The following is a 14,784-nucleotide window of genomic DNA, read 5'->3' as shown; positions in this document are numbered from 1 at the left end:
ATTTCTTCAGTAGTCGCTTTCTTTTTATGTGGCATAGAAAAATCCCCCTATAATGACAGTTTTTGTTTTTCACTGTCTCCTATAGGGGGAGCATATCACTTAAGTGGCTAGCCTCTGCTTTATTTCATGGTGTGCCCAGTATGGACGCATATAATGGGTGAAATCCTTAGTCAGCCCTAATAGCGGAAATTTACGAATACAGAGCTATTGGGGAAACTAATAAAACAGCATACTTACCCCTAAGCCTTGCCGCGTAAGCTGATGCCAACGATACCGACTATAATCAGCAGACCGCCAATTACTCCGGCAGTACCTAAGGCTTCGCCCATAAAAATCCATCCTAAGACAGCTGCGGTAAGGGGATTTAGTCCGAACATTACCCCTGCCATCTGAATACTGATACGGCTCTGTGCCACCGGCTGAAGGACAAAACCCAGGCAGGTGCATACCAGTACAAGCATTATCAGCATCATCCATTGTTCCGAAGTATTCGGAAGGTGTGGGGACTCAAAAACAAGGGCAGCTGTTATTGCCATAAAACCCATTGTGCCAACGGTCAATAGGCCTATTGTAAAAGAATCATGTATTCTGGAGCTTCGGCCATTGATAATAATTGCTATGGCAAAGGTCAGGGCAGCAATTACACATAAAAATTCACCTAGGCCAAAACCATCAAATCCACTTCCTACGGTAATCAGTGCAATACCCCCCATTGTAAGAACACTACATACTATGATCTGCCATGAAGGAGCTCTGCGAAGCAAAAAGGCTTCCATGACAGGAACAATTACTATTGCTGAATTTTCAATAAAGGCACAGGTGGAGGAGGTAGTATATTGCAGACCAATCAATTCTGATGCCATGCACAAAAAATTAATTGCTCCTAGAATCACACTTATTCTTATGACATTTGGGTCTTTTTTTACAGCTTTTTTTATATATCTGAAAAATATCGCGAATATAATAATAAAAGCCAATAAAAATCTTATTCCTAATAGGCTCAGTGGCCCCATATCTGTTAAAAGCAGCTTGGAGAACATGAAGGATGTTCCTCTGGCGATTACCAATGCAGCCATCAATATGGTTGCTCCATTGACGCTTAAGTTATTTAGTTTATTCATTTTATATCCTTCTAAAAAATTTTATTATTAGTGACATAGCCATTGTAGTTTGTCATTGCCATCCAGATAGCAAACCGGAAAATCTGGTTGTTCAGTTCCAGATCGAAGATGTTTATTTTGGCAATTACATTCTAAATTATAGAATGATTACTTAGGGAAAGCAAAATAGAAAAATAATCTTGTGATGGACTATATACCTAATCGGATGTATAGACAAGAAAAACGGAACATAAATCATAGTACTGAATATTTTAATATTGATTTTAAAGACTTCACTCGCTATATTTATATGTGGTTAAAGTCTTTAATTTTTGGAGGTGTATAATATGTCACTAAAAGAACAGTTGGCAAATGATATGAAGGAAGCTATGAAGGCTAAAGAAAAAGAGCGTTTGGCTGTAATTCGCATGGTTAGAGGAGCTATTAAACAACAGGAAATTGATAATAAGGTAGAGCTGGATGATGAGGCAGTAATAGCCGTTATCAGCAAGGAAGTTAAGATGCGTAAGGATTCCATCGCAGATTTTGAAAAGGGTGGAAGGTCTGATCTTGTAGCTCAGAATGAAGCTGAAATTGCCTTCTTAATGCCATATCTGCCACAGCAGTTATCCGAGGATGAGGTGCGGGCATTGGTGAAAGAGGCAGTGGAAACGACAGGGGCATCCTCACCTAAGGATATGGGTAAAGTAATGGGGGCGCTTATGCCAAAGGTTAAAGGTCGGGCTGATGGCAAAATGGTCAATACATTAGTGAAGGAAGCCCTGAATTGATTAGGCATATGATGGGATAAAAAAAGTTTATGAGGAGCAGACACAAGCGACGGTTAGCCCCGATGTGATATCAAAAGACATCAAAAAATGGTGTAGCTTAGTCGCTGAGTTTGGTTGAGAGTAAAATATAAGCCCTATTCGGGAGGCAATTTAATGCCAACTGGATAGGGCTTTGGTTTAACTCGGTATTATAACTAAATAAATCAGTATCTGGAAGTTGAACTGAACTATAGACTTGTGCGGGTTGATTATTATCCAAAAATATTATGAGGGGGCGGAAACGATTAGTACGGTTATTTATTACTATTCATCCACAGGAATAGGATATATATGGCATTGATTAGTTTAATTTCAAATTTTATTATTTCGATAATATATTGATAGGACTTGAGGGAGGTGTTCTTATGCTGGAGGGAATTGGGCGTGTCGGTGCATATGTGCAGCAAAGGAATTTAAAAACAGCCGCCAAGTACCGTATAAAAACGGGACAGAGTCTAATACCCAATAAAACGGAAAAGTTGCAAAGCGCCCTGCAAAAAATTAGCAGCAATCAAAGTACCAAGCATAGTGATCCAATAAAGACTGCCACGATTAAAACAAAGCTTAAGGGCGGACGCAAGCTTTCGGCTGATGAAATGAGTTACCTGCGGGAAAAAGATCCGGATTTGTATAGAAAGGCCAAGGGAGCTCAACGGGCCAGGGAAGAGTTGGAGAAGGATCTATCAAGTTGCCATACCAAGGCTGAGGCCAGGCAGGCTTTAATGCGGGCCCAATTAAAGGCTTCCGGTGAGGCCCTAGCGGAGTTAACTGCCGCCAAGGGGGGAGGAGCCGGCGTGGTTGGTGGTGCATCCTCCTTCGCTGGCGGCATGGGAGATGACATATCTGCAGATATCAATGCAGATGGAGCTGATATAATTGCTGGAACGGATATAAATGATACTCCTAATGTCGTTGGTGAAAATAGCATGAGTCCAGCTATGGCCAGTGCAGTGCCTATAGAAGCATCTGCTACCAATGGAATGGTCAATAGTGGGATAAGTGGTGAAGCTGCTGAGGGGACAGAAGATGTAGCCCAGGCAAAGGCCCCTGATAACCAGGTATCAGAAAAAGTCACTAAAGAGATCTTATCCTCTGTAATGCGGGAAATAAATACCATTATGTCTGAGTTGAACAAGGCTGACGATGTGGATAAAGTCGGCGAACAATCACCGGAGGACAATGGTTCAGATGAGTCTGTTTCAATGGAACAGACTGCTTCCGCAAAGACCAATGCCAAGGATGCTGCTTCGGAAATTATTGAAAAGCTCCTCTATAAGCTGCGGGCTATCCAAAATGCCTGGGATGAATTTACCCATAGCAAGGAATACAAGGCAATGCCTGAGGGACAGCTTGCCGGTGAAGATAAACATACTGGAAAATCTGCAATACCGAAGGGCTTTACTGATGATGGGATAATTGATATGATGAAACAGTACACCTCATCCTTTGATGATGGTTTGTCCATTGATAGCTCCAGTGTGGATATTAGCCGATAGTATGTGAATTATGAAAATAATTGCTATGTGAATCGGACTGGCCGACGCAGTCCGATTTTTTCTGGATATATTATTAAAAGGGGAATGAAACCCAACAAATCTTTGGGGAAGTGCTACAGCAGTTAGGGAAGTGATCAGGTGATAATACAGACCGGAATGCGTACTGATATACCGGCGTTTTATTCAAAATGGCTAATCAATAGAATAAAAGCAGGATTTGTGCTTGTACGAAATCCGTACAATCCTGCCCAGGTGACCAGGTACAGTCTGTCCCCTAAGGTTGTGGACCTGATGGTTTTTTGTACGAAGAATCCGGCGCCGATGTTGCCATATATGGATTATCTGAAGTCATATGGCCAGTATTGGTTTGTTACCATTACTCCCTATGGGAAAGATATTGAGCCTAATGTTCCTGATAAGGGTAAAGTGATGGAGAATTTTAAGCGGCTATCAGATATTGTTGGGGTTGACAGCATGGGATGGCGATATGATCCGATATTTGTGGATACAAGGCATCCAGTGGAATGGCATATTTCACAGTTTGAAAATATGGCAAAGACACTGTCCGGCTACACAAAGTCCTGTGTTATTAGTTTCATCGATATTTACAAGAAGGTGGAGAGAAACTTTCCAGAGGTTGGAGAAGTGTTTCAAAAAGACAGGCTAACAATAGGAAAGGCTTTTATTGAAATAGCAGGCAAATATGGTATGATTATCAGACCCTGTGCGGAAGGAAATGATTTGGAAGCCTATGGAGCGGACTGTTCCGGGTGCATGACGGTGAAAATCTTTGAAACGGCACTTCATGCGCATTTGAATGTACCAAAGCGAGGGAAAAATCAAAGGAACGGGGCATGTGCCTGCCTTTTGGGAACTGATATTGGTGAATATGACACTTGCGGGCATCTTTGCCGATATTGTTATGCTAATGCTAATTCGGCGCTGGTGAAAAAGAATATGAAAAAGCATAATCCGGAGTCACCATTCCTTATTGGCAACATTGATCCGGATATGGTGGTTTATAATGCAAACCAATTCAGTTGGATTGACGGGCAGCTCCGATTGGAATTTTAAGAATAAGTTATTATTTATGAGCGGGATGGAGCAGGAGAGGTATCCTGACAGTGAGCAAGAATGTAGATTTGATAGAGGGTAGTCGAATAACCCCTGGGCTTTATGGGGGATTTTCACCCGTTAGTACAGGGCAAAACTAAGTGCATGGAGGATTATTATGCTTGATGTTTCCCCAGGGAAAAAGGGAGCTTTGTTGGCCATTACCGGTTCCATTCTGTGGGGCATAATGGGGGTTACTTGCCAGTATCTTGTGCAGAACAAGGGGCTGCCCCCCATCTGGGTGGTAACGGTTCGTATGTTTTTTGCTGGCCTTGTACTTTTAGGGGCAGATTATTTTATATATAAAAAGAATTTCTTTGCCCCATGGAAGGGGAAGAAGAATATCATTCAGATGCTGATATTTAGCTTTATCACCATAACATGGGTACAGTATGTTTACTTGTCAGCAGTGAGGCACATGAATGCTGCTATGGCCACCGTGTTTGTGAGTCTGGCACCGATTGCTACTATTTTATGGATGTCCCTGCGCAGTAAATCAATGCCAAAATTTTATGAGATAATATGCTGTATTTCGGCTGTTACAGGGGCAGTGGTTATGGCGACCCATGGTGATATGACCACCCTGTCCGTTTCTGAGACGGGGATTATCTATGGTATAATGCTGCCAATTTTTGGCGTAATATATACTGTACAGCCAGGCTATCTTATGAAGCGTTTTCGACCGTCTAATGTAACGGGGTGGGGGCTATTGCTGGCGGGTACCGTGCTGTTGCCAATAGTTCAGCCCTGGACCATAGCTGCAACGGTGGAAATGGATGCATTTACCATATTAAATGTGGTGTACACTGTTCTTTTTGGTACGGCAATAGCCTTTTGGACATTTCTGGCCAGTTTGAAGTATATAAAGCCGCAGATTGCAGCCATATATGAACTGGTGGAGCCTGTCAGCGCAATTTTGCTGTCGGTGTGGTTGCTGGATGTTCTTTATCAGATGCCGGAGCTTTTGGGGACAATGATGATTCTTTGTCCGGTATTGTATTTATCCCTTGTGCATAGGAAATAGAATTGTATGATTGAGTGATTACACATAAAGAAAAAGCTGGAATTGGTTTTACCGGATTCCAGCTTTTTTATGATATGAAGTTGTTATTTACCCCGTTTGTCAAAGGGGGAGCATATAGCCTTTTTCTGAAATTATTTTATAAAGACCTCTATACCTGGAATTCACCCACCATGGAACTCATATCAGTTGCCATCTTGGCCAGAGCGTGAGATGCTGCGGCGATTTCTTCGTTGGAAGCAGATTGCTGCTCAGTAGTTCCTGCAATCATATTCATATGCTCAGCAGTCTGTTTGCTAACAGAATCAATAGCATCTACAGCCTTAACGATTTGAGTAGCACCGTCAGAAACGGTTTGAACAGAATTGTTGATTTCCTTCATGGAATTCCCAATGCCATTTACCTTGTTCATTATTTCCGTGAACTGGGTACCAACCTCACGGATGGCCTTAGTACCCTGTTCAACTTCTCTGGTACCCTGTTCCATAGAAGCCACGGCTCTGTCGGTATTTTCCTGAATGGAGGAGATCCTTGCCTTAATCTGTTCAGCTGATTCCTTGGATTCGGTAGCCAGTTTTCTTACTTCTTCAGCTACTACAGCAAAACCACGGCCCTGTTCACCGGCACGGGCTGCCTCAATAGCTGCATTGAGCGACAGCAGATTGGTCTGTTCAGCAATGGAAGAAATGGCTTCGACAATCTGACCAATTTGCTTGGAGTTTTCGCCCAGTTCCTTTACAACCTCGGCAGACTGAAGAACACTGCCCTCCAAGGAACCAATTTTCTCCATGGCGGCTCTCATAAGGGAAGCACCCTCCTCAGCTGCCTGAGCAGCATCTCTGGAGGCTTCTGATGCTTCGTTGGTCTTATTTGTCATAAGCTGAATATCGCCGTATACATTGTCTACGCTTTCTTTAGCTGTATTTACATCGGAAATCTGCTGGTCCATATTGGTGCTTACCTGCGAAACGGTTTCAGCAGTATGAACTGAGGATTCGGCACTCTGCTGAGCGTTGGCAGTAAGCTGTTCGGAGGATGCTGCAACCTGTTCAGCAGTTGTAGCCATGGAACTGATGAGCTTGGCGAGATGTGCTCTCATGGTGTTGAAGGCCGTTACCAAAGAACCAATTTCGTCGTTGGAAGTTCTTACGATATCTCTAAGTCTGAGGTTACCATGAGCCAATTGATCAGCATGATCCTTCAAAGCAACAATTGGAGTGGTGATGGTATCAGCAAACTTCAGGCACATTGCAATAACAATCAAGAAGCCAACAATGGTAAGAATACCAAAGGCAATCTTCAAATTAGATACCGGTGCATATACATAATCATAAGGAACGGATAAACCAAATACCCAGCCATTGCATGGCATTTTCTTATAACCAAATACCTGCTTACCGGCGTCGTTTTCATAGATAAAGAAACCAGTGTCATTCTTTACCATTTCATCAAAATGTTCGCCAATACCTTTTACTTTGCGGACATCGGACATAATTTCTTCATTACCGGCAGTACCAAGAATATTGCCGGCAGTATCTATAACGATACCCTGACCTGCTTCACCACGGTACTTAGCTGCCTTAGCGCGTTCACTAACGATATCCAGTGCTATATCTGTACAAAGAGTACCGTAGAAACCACTGGTCCCTTTAAATGGAGAAACAACGGAAACAACCAGTTTGCCAGTATTTTTATCTACATATGGCTCGGTAAATACCGTCTTGCCGGCATTCTTGGCATCATTATACCAAGGACGCTGCTTTGGTATCAATTTGCCGGTCATATTACCGCCATAGAAAGATGCAAAATAATCATCTTCGGTACCGATATTCAAATCAAGAATATCTTTATCGGAGGAAATTAGGGACAGGGAATCAATTGATTCAATGCGAGCTCTATCACCCTTGAATGATGACATAAGGTTGGCGGCATAAGTAGCAGAGGTTGCCTTTTCTTTAAACCAGCCGTCCAGTTCGGCAGACTCGTTGCTGACAACGGCGGTCAGTTCGGCTTCTACACTTGATTCCAAATTGGAATCAGAAATAATGAAGCCAATCATGGACACCAAGGCCAGCAAGATGCCGATGCCAATGGCAAAAATCTGAAATTTCTTTTTAATACCCATACAAGTACCTCCCTTAATTTTACGCCCCTCCACTCAAGGAGGGGACATTAGTAGTATATTTTATGATTTTTCAGCACTAACGGAGTAAAATGTTTTTAGCTTCAACTAAATTATATCATTTGGGTAATTTTTTTTACCATCGATTTGTACAAAAATTTATGATAGTATCCGTAGATTGATGCAGCATAACGGAAAGAATGGACGGCTTTGATATTATGAGGTATTGCTGGCAGGAAAAAGAAAAGTTATAGCGAATATCTTATGCCAAAGGATGCGAAAATGGTTCGTATCGAAAAAAGTTTTGTTTAGGAGAAAGCGGGGGTTTTTATGAGTAAATACCAGTGTGGGCCTTGTGGCTATGTTTATGATCCTGAGGTAGGAGATCCTGATAGTGGTATCCAGCCAGGAACGGCTTTTGAGGACTTGCCGGAGGATTGGGTTTGCCCGATTTGTGGTGTAGGCAAGGATATGTTTGAGCCGGCATAAGGGAGTAATGTTGGGGGAATAAGAGTGTGAGCCAGTTCTATTTTGAACTGGCTTTTTATTTACGGTCTACATTTTATGGAAAAATGGTTTCAAATTTGCGTTTAAAAGTCCCAGACTGTATAATAATGTTTGATTTGATATTTTAGGTGATTTTCCAATGCGCGTTTTCAATAAATTTAGTGAAATAAAAGGCTTTTTAAAGGGCAGGAGTACGGCTATTGCACTGGGGACCTTTGATGGAGTCCATGTGGGGCATCAGAGCATTATACGGCAGGCCATGGCGCTGGCCAAAGAGCATGATTTGGTGGGAGTAGTTTTCACCTTTACCAATCATCCGTTATCGGTAGTGGCACCGGACCGTGTGCCGGTCCAAATTGGTGATAATATATCGAAGGCGGCTTTTATGGAGGAACTGGGCGTAGATATTCTGTTGAATGTGACTTTTTCGGAGAAAATGTCCAGACAGAGTCCAGAGGAGTTTTTGGATTTGCTTTGCCAGAGTTGTAGCCCGAAGTTTTTAGTTACAGGTCCGAATTTTACCTTTGGGAAAAAAGGCAAGGGAAATTCCCGTATGCTTAGCCGGGTGGCTGATAAATATGGCTTTGTAGCGGAAATAGGCAAGGCGGTTCAGATTGAAGGCCGCATGGTGAGCAGCACGCAAATCCGGGCGCTTATTGAAACAGGCGATCTGGACAAGACCAATGAGTATTTGGGCCGACCTTTTAGCTTTGGCGGTCGGGTCATTCATGGGGATCAGCGGGGGCGGATGATTGGTTTTCCCACCGCTAATCTGGCTATTCCTGATAAAAGAGCTATGTTGCCGAATGGAGCCTACGGCGTGTATGTCATACTGGATGGAGTAAGGCATAAGGGAATAGCCAATATCGGCAATAATCCAACCTTTGAGGGATGTAACCGAAGGTTGGAGGTTCATATACTTGATTTTAAGGGGGATTTATACAATCAGCCTCTGACAGTACAATTTGTCAAAAAACTCCGGGAAGAAAAGAAATTCAGTGGCGTTGAGGCTTTGGTAAAGCAACTTCGGCTGGATGAAGGAAAAGCAAGGCAGTTGCTGTAATGAACCGGATAAATAAATCATATTAAGGTAGTGCTTTTGTTATTTATGAATAGACGAAGTTTTTTAAAGAAGATGCTTGGCGTAACATTAGGGCTCGGTATGTTATCTATGCCGGCCCTGGGTGAGGAAGCCCTTGCGGCAAGCAAATGGAAAAAAGATGAGTTGCTCATTCGGGAGAATTATTTTGAGTTTGCCGAAATGCCGGAAAAACGGGAAGAAACCAACCGGATAATAGTTCACCATACTGGGTTGCCCAAGGATCGGGATATGACTGCAGCAGAAATTCATATGCTGCATCGGGACCGATTAGGTTGGGCTGGTATAGGCTATCACTATGTTATCCGGAAAAATGGTATGGTAGAGCGGGGGCGTGGCTGGAATATGGTCGGTGCCCATGCCCAATACAATAATAAGGATTCGGTGGGCATAGCTCTGGCAGGAAATTTCTGCATTGGGACACCTACACCGGAGCAGATAAATTCATTGGTTAATTTGCTGGTAACACTTTGTGGCGTATATAATCTGGTACCGGATGAATTGTCAGTTATTGGTCATCGTGATGTCAATGCCACCGCCTGTCCGGGGGATATGCTTTATGACATGCTGCCCCAAATAAGAAAACGGGTAATGACCAGAATGGGATTGAATTTGCCGGAGGATGAAATAGGTTAATTTTATTCTTTACAAATCAATTTCGGTATAGTATACTTTATCAAGTGCGTTGATGCACATAGATACCCTTGCTCAGACAATGGCGTCTCCGGCGTTGCCTCAGCTTGTGGAATTATTCAAAGACATAGGAGGATTTTTCAATGTTAACACAGGAAGCAAAACAGGAAATTATGCAGAAGTATGCTGTTCATGAGGGTGATACCGGTTCCCCAGAGGTTCAGGTTGCAGTTCTTACTGCCCGTATCGCCTACCTAACTGAGCATCTCAAGGAGCATAAGAAGGACCATCATTCCCGTCGCGGTCTGCTGAAGATGGTTGGTCATCGTCGTCGCCTCTTGGCATACTTGAACAAGGTTGATATCGAGCGCTATCGTGCAATTGTTTCCAAGCTCGGTCTTCGCAAGTAATTTCATATTGACTTCGGATTTAGGGACTGTTCTGAAAGAGAAATCTTTTGGAGCAGTCTCTTTTATTTTTCAGGTTTTATTTGCTATGTAGAGAAGGATATTGTAAAATCAACAGTAATTAGGCGATATTTTAAAGGTATGAGGGGAGATTATCCTATGTCAGTTATGGATAAAAAGGTTCAGAAAATTACTGATGATATATTTGGTGATGTATTGGCAACACACAAATCCAGTACTATGTTCGAGCATTTAAAGGTGGATAAGGATATTATTATTGGTATCCTGAACAATATAGTAGCAATTTTGTTTCCGGTACACTTTGCCAATCAGAAAAATCCTGGCAGCTACTCGCTTAAATATGAGTTGGGGGCCAGATTGTCGTCGGTGGTTGCGGAATTGACTGAGCAGGTGCTGGTATGTATCCAACAGCATTCAGAATACAAACACAAGTCAGCTGATGTGATAGAGGACCATGCTGAAGCTGTTGTAGGAGTTTTTATCGATACATTGCCAACTATCCGTGAATATCTGATAAAGGATATTCGGGCCGGTTATGACGGAGACCCGGCTGCCACCAGTTTCGATGAAATTATTTTTTCATATCCTGGTTTTTATGCCATAATGGTGAACCGCATTGCCCATGAGCTTTATAAGCTGGATGTGCCAATGATTCCAAGGATTATGACAGAATATGCCCATAGCTGTACGGGAGTGGATATTCACCCCGGAGCACAGATTGGGGAGTATTTCTTTATCGATCATGGAACCGGAGTAGTTATAGGTGAAACTACTATTATAGGCAATCATGTGAAGCTGTATCAGGGAGTAACTTTGGGGGGGCTGTCCACCAGAGCTGGTCGTGACCTTATCGGTGTGCGGCGGCATCCAACTATTGGCGATAATGTTACCATTTATTCCAATGCGTCTATTTTGGGTGGTGAAACCATTATCGGTGATAACTGTATTATCAGTGGTAACTGCTTTATCACCAGTTCGGTGCCACCGGGAATGCGGGTCAGCAACGGCAAAGGGGAACTGCAGATGATTCCTGATAAAAAATCAGAATAATATTGGTAAAAAAACTTTATCTTAAACATAAAAAAATGTTATAATAAAAAATGAGATGATGACAGAGCATTTTCCTGTCACTGGATAATGGCAATGAGGAGAATGTAGTAAGACTAGGCAGGAATTCACAGAACGGAATTTGGCACATTAAGGAGGAGATTACAATGAAACAACTTAGAGCTTTACAGGTATTTTTTATGGCAGTTGTTATGATGTTTGCTGTTTCAGGAACGGCAATGGCCGGCAGTCAGGACTTTACCCTGATAAACGGCACTGGCCGTACCATCTCTTATATTTATCTTAGCCCTACCTCGGAGTCTAACTGGATTTATCAGGATGAGCTGGGCAGCAATGTACTTCGCCCAGGTCAGGATATCTTCCTGTATTTTGATCCGAGAGATGGTGTTCAGTTCTGGGATATAAAGGTAGTTTATGATAATGGCGCTGAGGATTACTGGTATGGTTTGGATTTGTACAGGGTTTATTCGCTGACCATCCGTCCAGGCGGAGCCTCAAGCATAGAAATGATATAAATATTCTGTGTTAGCCTGATACTGCTGCAGTCTCATTGAAGCAAGGTAATATTAGCTAGATAATATATTTTGCCCCCAGAAATTTTTCTGGGGGCGTTGTTTTTTCTGATATTGCTGTTTTTAGGAAAAGGAAATTAAAAAAAATTAGCGAATATGTCGATATAAGATAGTGAAGAATTTAAATATATATAGATGATTACGATGAAGGCTTGCCAAAAGGAGTGGTTGTATGAAAAAGTCACGGAAAAAGATAGGGATAAAGCATAGTACACTGGTTTCAGCGGTGCTTATTGGATTGATGTCAATCACCCCTTATGTTTCAGCAGAAGATACAGACTATTTGGCTACAGAGTATATTGAATATGATGGAAGAAATGTTGCTGAACTCAATTTTTTGGCAAAGGACCAAGGGATAGGTAAAAAGAACCGCTGGTTGATCAATCCGTCGCGGTATGATATGTCGGATGATCTTATTGATGCTACGGTGGATTCTACTACATATTGGACGGATATGTTGGGGGATGGTCTTAAAAATGACGAGCCATGGCAGATTTTTATACATACAGACTATCAAAGAAATGCTTCGGCATCGTCTCCCAATATTAAATCGAATGGGGTACGTCCTGCGTATAATAGCTACTATAATGGCGAATCCTTTGTCAGACACCAGCTGCAGTATGGTGATAAGTTGGAAGAGCTGACCATTGACAAGGCTGAGACCGGAGTTTTGCCGGTTGGCAACTACGGGTATAGCAATATAACCGTGGGGTATGCTTTTGGTGCCTTTCGCCAGGGGGCTATTGATGGCTGGTGGGTGGATAATGATACGGTTTTGCCTACCAATGAGTTTGCAGCTGATTATGTGGGAACCATTCGCCACGAGCTGGGGCATGCTTTGGGAATTCATGCGGCGAAGCGCACGAGACGTGGAAATACATGGTTTCATCCTGGATTGAATGATGAAACCAGTTGGTCCCTTCAGTTACAGGACCAAAATGGCAACAAAGCCAAGGCTGGGATGCAGATTATCACTTCGGCTACTTTTGAAAAATGGAAGGCGAATGATCCAAGTTTATCCGTTGACGATTATTTTATCGTTGACGATGCGGTAACGGCTGATGGTAAGGGGTATGCGTATTTTTCTGGTAAAAATGTAGTGGATGCCTTAGGCGGTGCCACTTTTTTCGGTCGCAGTGCTGTGCCGGTTAATGGTTGGGAAAGAAGGGGATTTGAAGGGAGCCATATTCAGACTGCCGGTATGATGAGTCATCGTGACTATTCCAACTATACCAGTTTTTTGGAAGTTGAATTGGCGGTAATGCAGGATTTGGGGTATAAAATAGACCGCAAGGCGTATTTCGGGCGTTCCATATATGGTAATGGCGGTACCATAAACAATACGCAGGGATATTTTGCCAGAAATGATGCCGGAACGGCGTATGTTAATGATACCTTCAGTAAAACACCACTTGGCATTGGACTGCATATTTACGGTTATGGAAATACAGTTACCCAGAATGCTGATATTTTGACTAAGGGTATAGGCGCAACCGGCGTTCGGGTGGATGGTATGACCAATACCCTGATAATACCGAAGGAGACCGAAATTCATGCCGATGGTAATCGGGGGAATGGTGTACTGATTGCCTATGGACGAAACCAGACCGTGGAGCAGGCCGGTACGGTTACAGCCAATGGCAATGGTGGTGTAGGCATGCGATTTGACTTTGGGTCAAGCACTAACGGTGCCTCGGATGAATATCGTGGCTCATACATACGGTATAATCGTTGGGTAAATGGCTATAATACCGGAGCTGATGCTGGTACCATCTCTGCAGCTGAAAATTATAAATTGACTGATTTGACAATAGACGGCTATAGTGCCGGGAAAGATGAGCTGGAAGGACCGCTGGTGGATGATTATAATCTGTCCGGGAAACTGGTGGGCAGCGATGCGGCTATTTACATTGGGAAGAGTGCTTTTGTAAAAAATATCAATATCAATCCTGGGGCCAGCATCAAGGGCGATATAGTGTCTGAATGGAAACAGTTTTATAAGGATTCCTGTGAGGAGGCCTATGATGGGGATGGCAACAAGCGGGATGTTCTTCGTATACAATACAATGGCAACTACGCAAAAAATGGCTATGAGTACAACAAGTACATCCCTGATTTGGTGACCAACCTTAATTTCAATAATGAAATGAAATACGATGGCGATATTTTTGGCGCTGATAACATTAAGCTTAATGTAACCGGCGAAACGCTTACTTACAGCGGCGAAGCCGATGTAATAAATGTCAGTGTAGATGATGGGGCAGAACTGTTTGGTGGTACTTATAATCTAACGGATTTGTCAGGCGATATAGCCACAGGGTTTGAGGACAATACTACCGGTAATTTCTACAACTATGGTACAATTGGGGCCGCCAATCAAGACAGTAATATGACTATAAATGGCAATCTGGTTTCTGAAGGTGTACTGGCCGGCTATGCCGGAGGTGACGAGGGACAGATTGTGGTTTCTGGAACAGCAGATGTGGAAGGCTCCATGATTTCCATTGAAAATGCCCTGCCGGGAGATGAAATGACGGTGCTGACGGCCGATAGTATTACCGGTACCATTGGCAATGGCGATGAGTCTTATGCAGCCAGCGGGATGCTTAGTACCACCGGTACGGTATCCGGCAATGAAATCAAGGTGCAGACGGTGGCCAGCAACAATCTGGGGGACATAGACAGCACTCAGCAGACAGCCTATAATGCCATGACGGATATGTATAAGCAGTTGTCCGATACCGGTGATGACCGCATTGATGAAATGCGCAAGCTGTATGGCCTGGATACGGATA

Annotated in this window: 13 protein-coding genes; 11 read left to right on the top strand and 2 right to left on the bottom strand. The window is 43.0% G+C overall.

Features of this window, described 5'->3' with window-relative positions; translation table 11 throughout:
* Window positions 1-239 precede the first annotated feature (239 nt).
* Window positions 240-1,121 (bottom strand): DMT family transporter, encoded by an 882-nt coding sequence (locus QZV24_RS08610; protein WP_294522908.1) that lies wholly within the window; start codon window positions 1,119-1,121, stop codon window positions 240-242.
* A 326-nt stretch (window positions 1,122-1,447) separates the two neighbouring features.
* On the opposite strand from QZV24_RS08610, the gene QZV24_RS08605 reads away from it, so the two are divergent.
* The 4 genes from QZV24_RS08605 to QZV24_RS08590 all read left to right on the top strand — a co-directional run bounded on the left by QZV24_RS08605 (window position 1,448) and on the right by QZV24_RS08590 (window position 5,563).
* Window positions 1,448-1,891: a GatB/YqeY domain-containing protein gene (locus QZV24_RS08605; protein ID WP_294522907.1), complete on the top strand. Its 444-nt coding sequence runs from the start codon at window positions 1,448-1,450 to the stop codon at window positions 1,889-1,891.
* 404 nt (window positions 1,892-2,295) lie between these two features.
* Window positions 2,296-3,426 carry a hypothetical protein gene (locus QZV24_RS08600; RefSeq protein ID WP_294522903.1) on the top strand — a complete coding sequence of 377 codons (1,131 nt, stop codon included), beginning with the start codon at window positions 2,296-2,298 and terminating at the stop codon, window positions 3,424-3,426.
* A 138-nt stretch (window positions 3,427-3,564) separates the two neighbouring features.
* Window positions 3,565-4,500: a DUF1848 domain-containing protein gene (locus QZV24_RS08595; RefSeq protein ID WP_294522900.1), complete on the top strand. Its 936-nt coding sequence runs from the start codon at window positions 3,565-3,567 to the stop codon at window positions 4,498-4,500.
* 157 nt (window positions 4,501-4,657) lie between these two features.
* Complete coding sequence (locus tag QZV24_RS08590; RefSeq protein ID WP_294522896.1) at window positions 4,658-5,563, top strand: DMT family transporter; 906 nt, start codon at window positions 4,658-4,660, stop codon at window positions 5,561-5,563.
* A 148-nt stretch (window positions 5,564-5,711) separates the two neighbouring features.
* Here QZV24_RS08590 and QZV24_RS08585 read toward each other — a convergent pair whose 3' ends face one another.
* Window positions 5,712-7,685 (bottom strand): methyl-accepting chemotaxis protein, encoded by a 1,974-nt coding sequence (locus tag QZV24_RS08585; protein WP_294522890.1) that lies wholly within the window; start codon window positions 7,683-7,685, stop codon window positions 5,712-5,714.
* A 327-nt stretch (window positions 7,686-8,012) separates the two neighbouring features.
* Between QZV24_RS08585 and rd the strand changes: the two genes are divergently transcribed.
* The 7 genes from rd to QZV24_RS08550 all read left to right on the top strand — a co-directional run.
* A complete protein-coding gene (gene rd, locus QZV24_RS08580; RefSeq protein WP_294522883.1) occupies window positions 8,013-8,171 on the top strand; it encodes a rubredoxin in 159 nt (52 codons plus the stop codon).
* 157 nt (window positions 8,172-8,328) lie between these two features.
* Window positions 8,329-9,252, top strand: coding sequence for a bifunctional riboflavin kinase/FAD synthetase (locus tag QZV24_RS08575; protein ID WP_294522880.1), 924 nt, complete (start codon window positions 8,329-8,331; stop codon window positions 9,250-9,252).
* Window positions 9,253-9,297: 45 nt separating this feature from the next.
* A complete protein-coding gene (locus QZV24_RS08570; protein ID WP_294522877.1) occupies window positions 9,298-9,924 on the top strand; it encodes a peptidoglycan recognition family protein in 627 nt (208 codons plus the stop codon).
* Window positions 9,925-10,064: 140 nt separating this feature from the next.
* Window positions 10,065-10,331, top strand: coding sequence for a 30S ribosomal protein S15 (gene rpsO, locus QZV24_RS08565; RefSeq protein ID WP_294522875.1), 267 nt, complete (start codon window positions 10,065-10,067; stop codon window positions 10,329-10,331).
* 156 nt (window positions 10,332-10,487) lie between these two features.
* Window positions 10,488-11,399, top strand: a complete 912-nt coding sequence (locus QZV24_RS08560; RefSeq protein WP_294522872.1) for a serine O-acetyltransferase — start codon at window positions 10,488-10,490, stop codon at window positions 11,397-11,399.
* A 164-nt stretch (window positions 11,400-11,563) separates the two neighbouring features.
* Window positions 11,564-11,932, top strand: coding sequence for a hypothetical protein (locus QZV24_RS08555; RefSeq protein WP_294522869.1), 369 nt, complete (start codon window positions 11,564-11,566; stop codon window positions 11,930-11,932).
* Window positions 11,933-12,161: 229 nt separating this feature from the next.
* On the top strand, window positions 12,162-14,784 hold a 2,623-nt coding region (locus QZV24_RS08550), incomplete at its 3' end, for an autotransporter outer membrane beta-barrel domain-containing protein (protein WP_294522866.1).

It is taken from the genome of uncultured Anaerovibrio sp., from assembly GCA_902786545.1.
GTDB lineage: Bacteria > Bacillota > Negativicutes > Selenomonadales > Selenomonadaceae > Anaerovibrio.
Note: the sequence above shows the minus strand (reverse complement) of the source record. Positions and strands in the feature narration are given on the sequence as shown.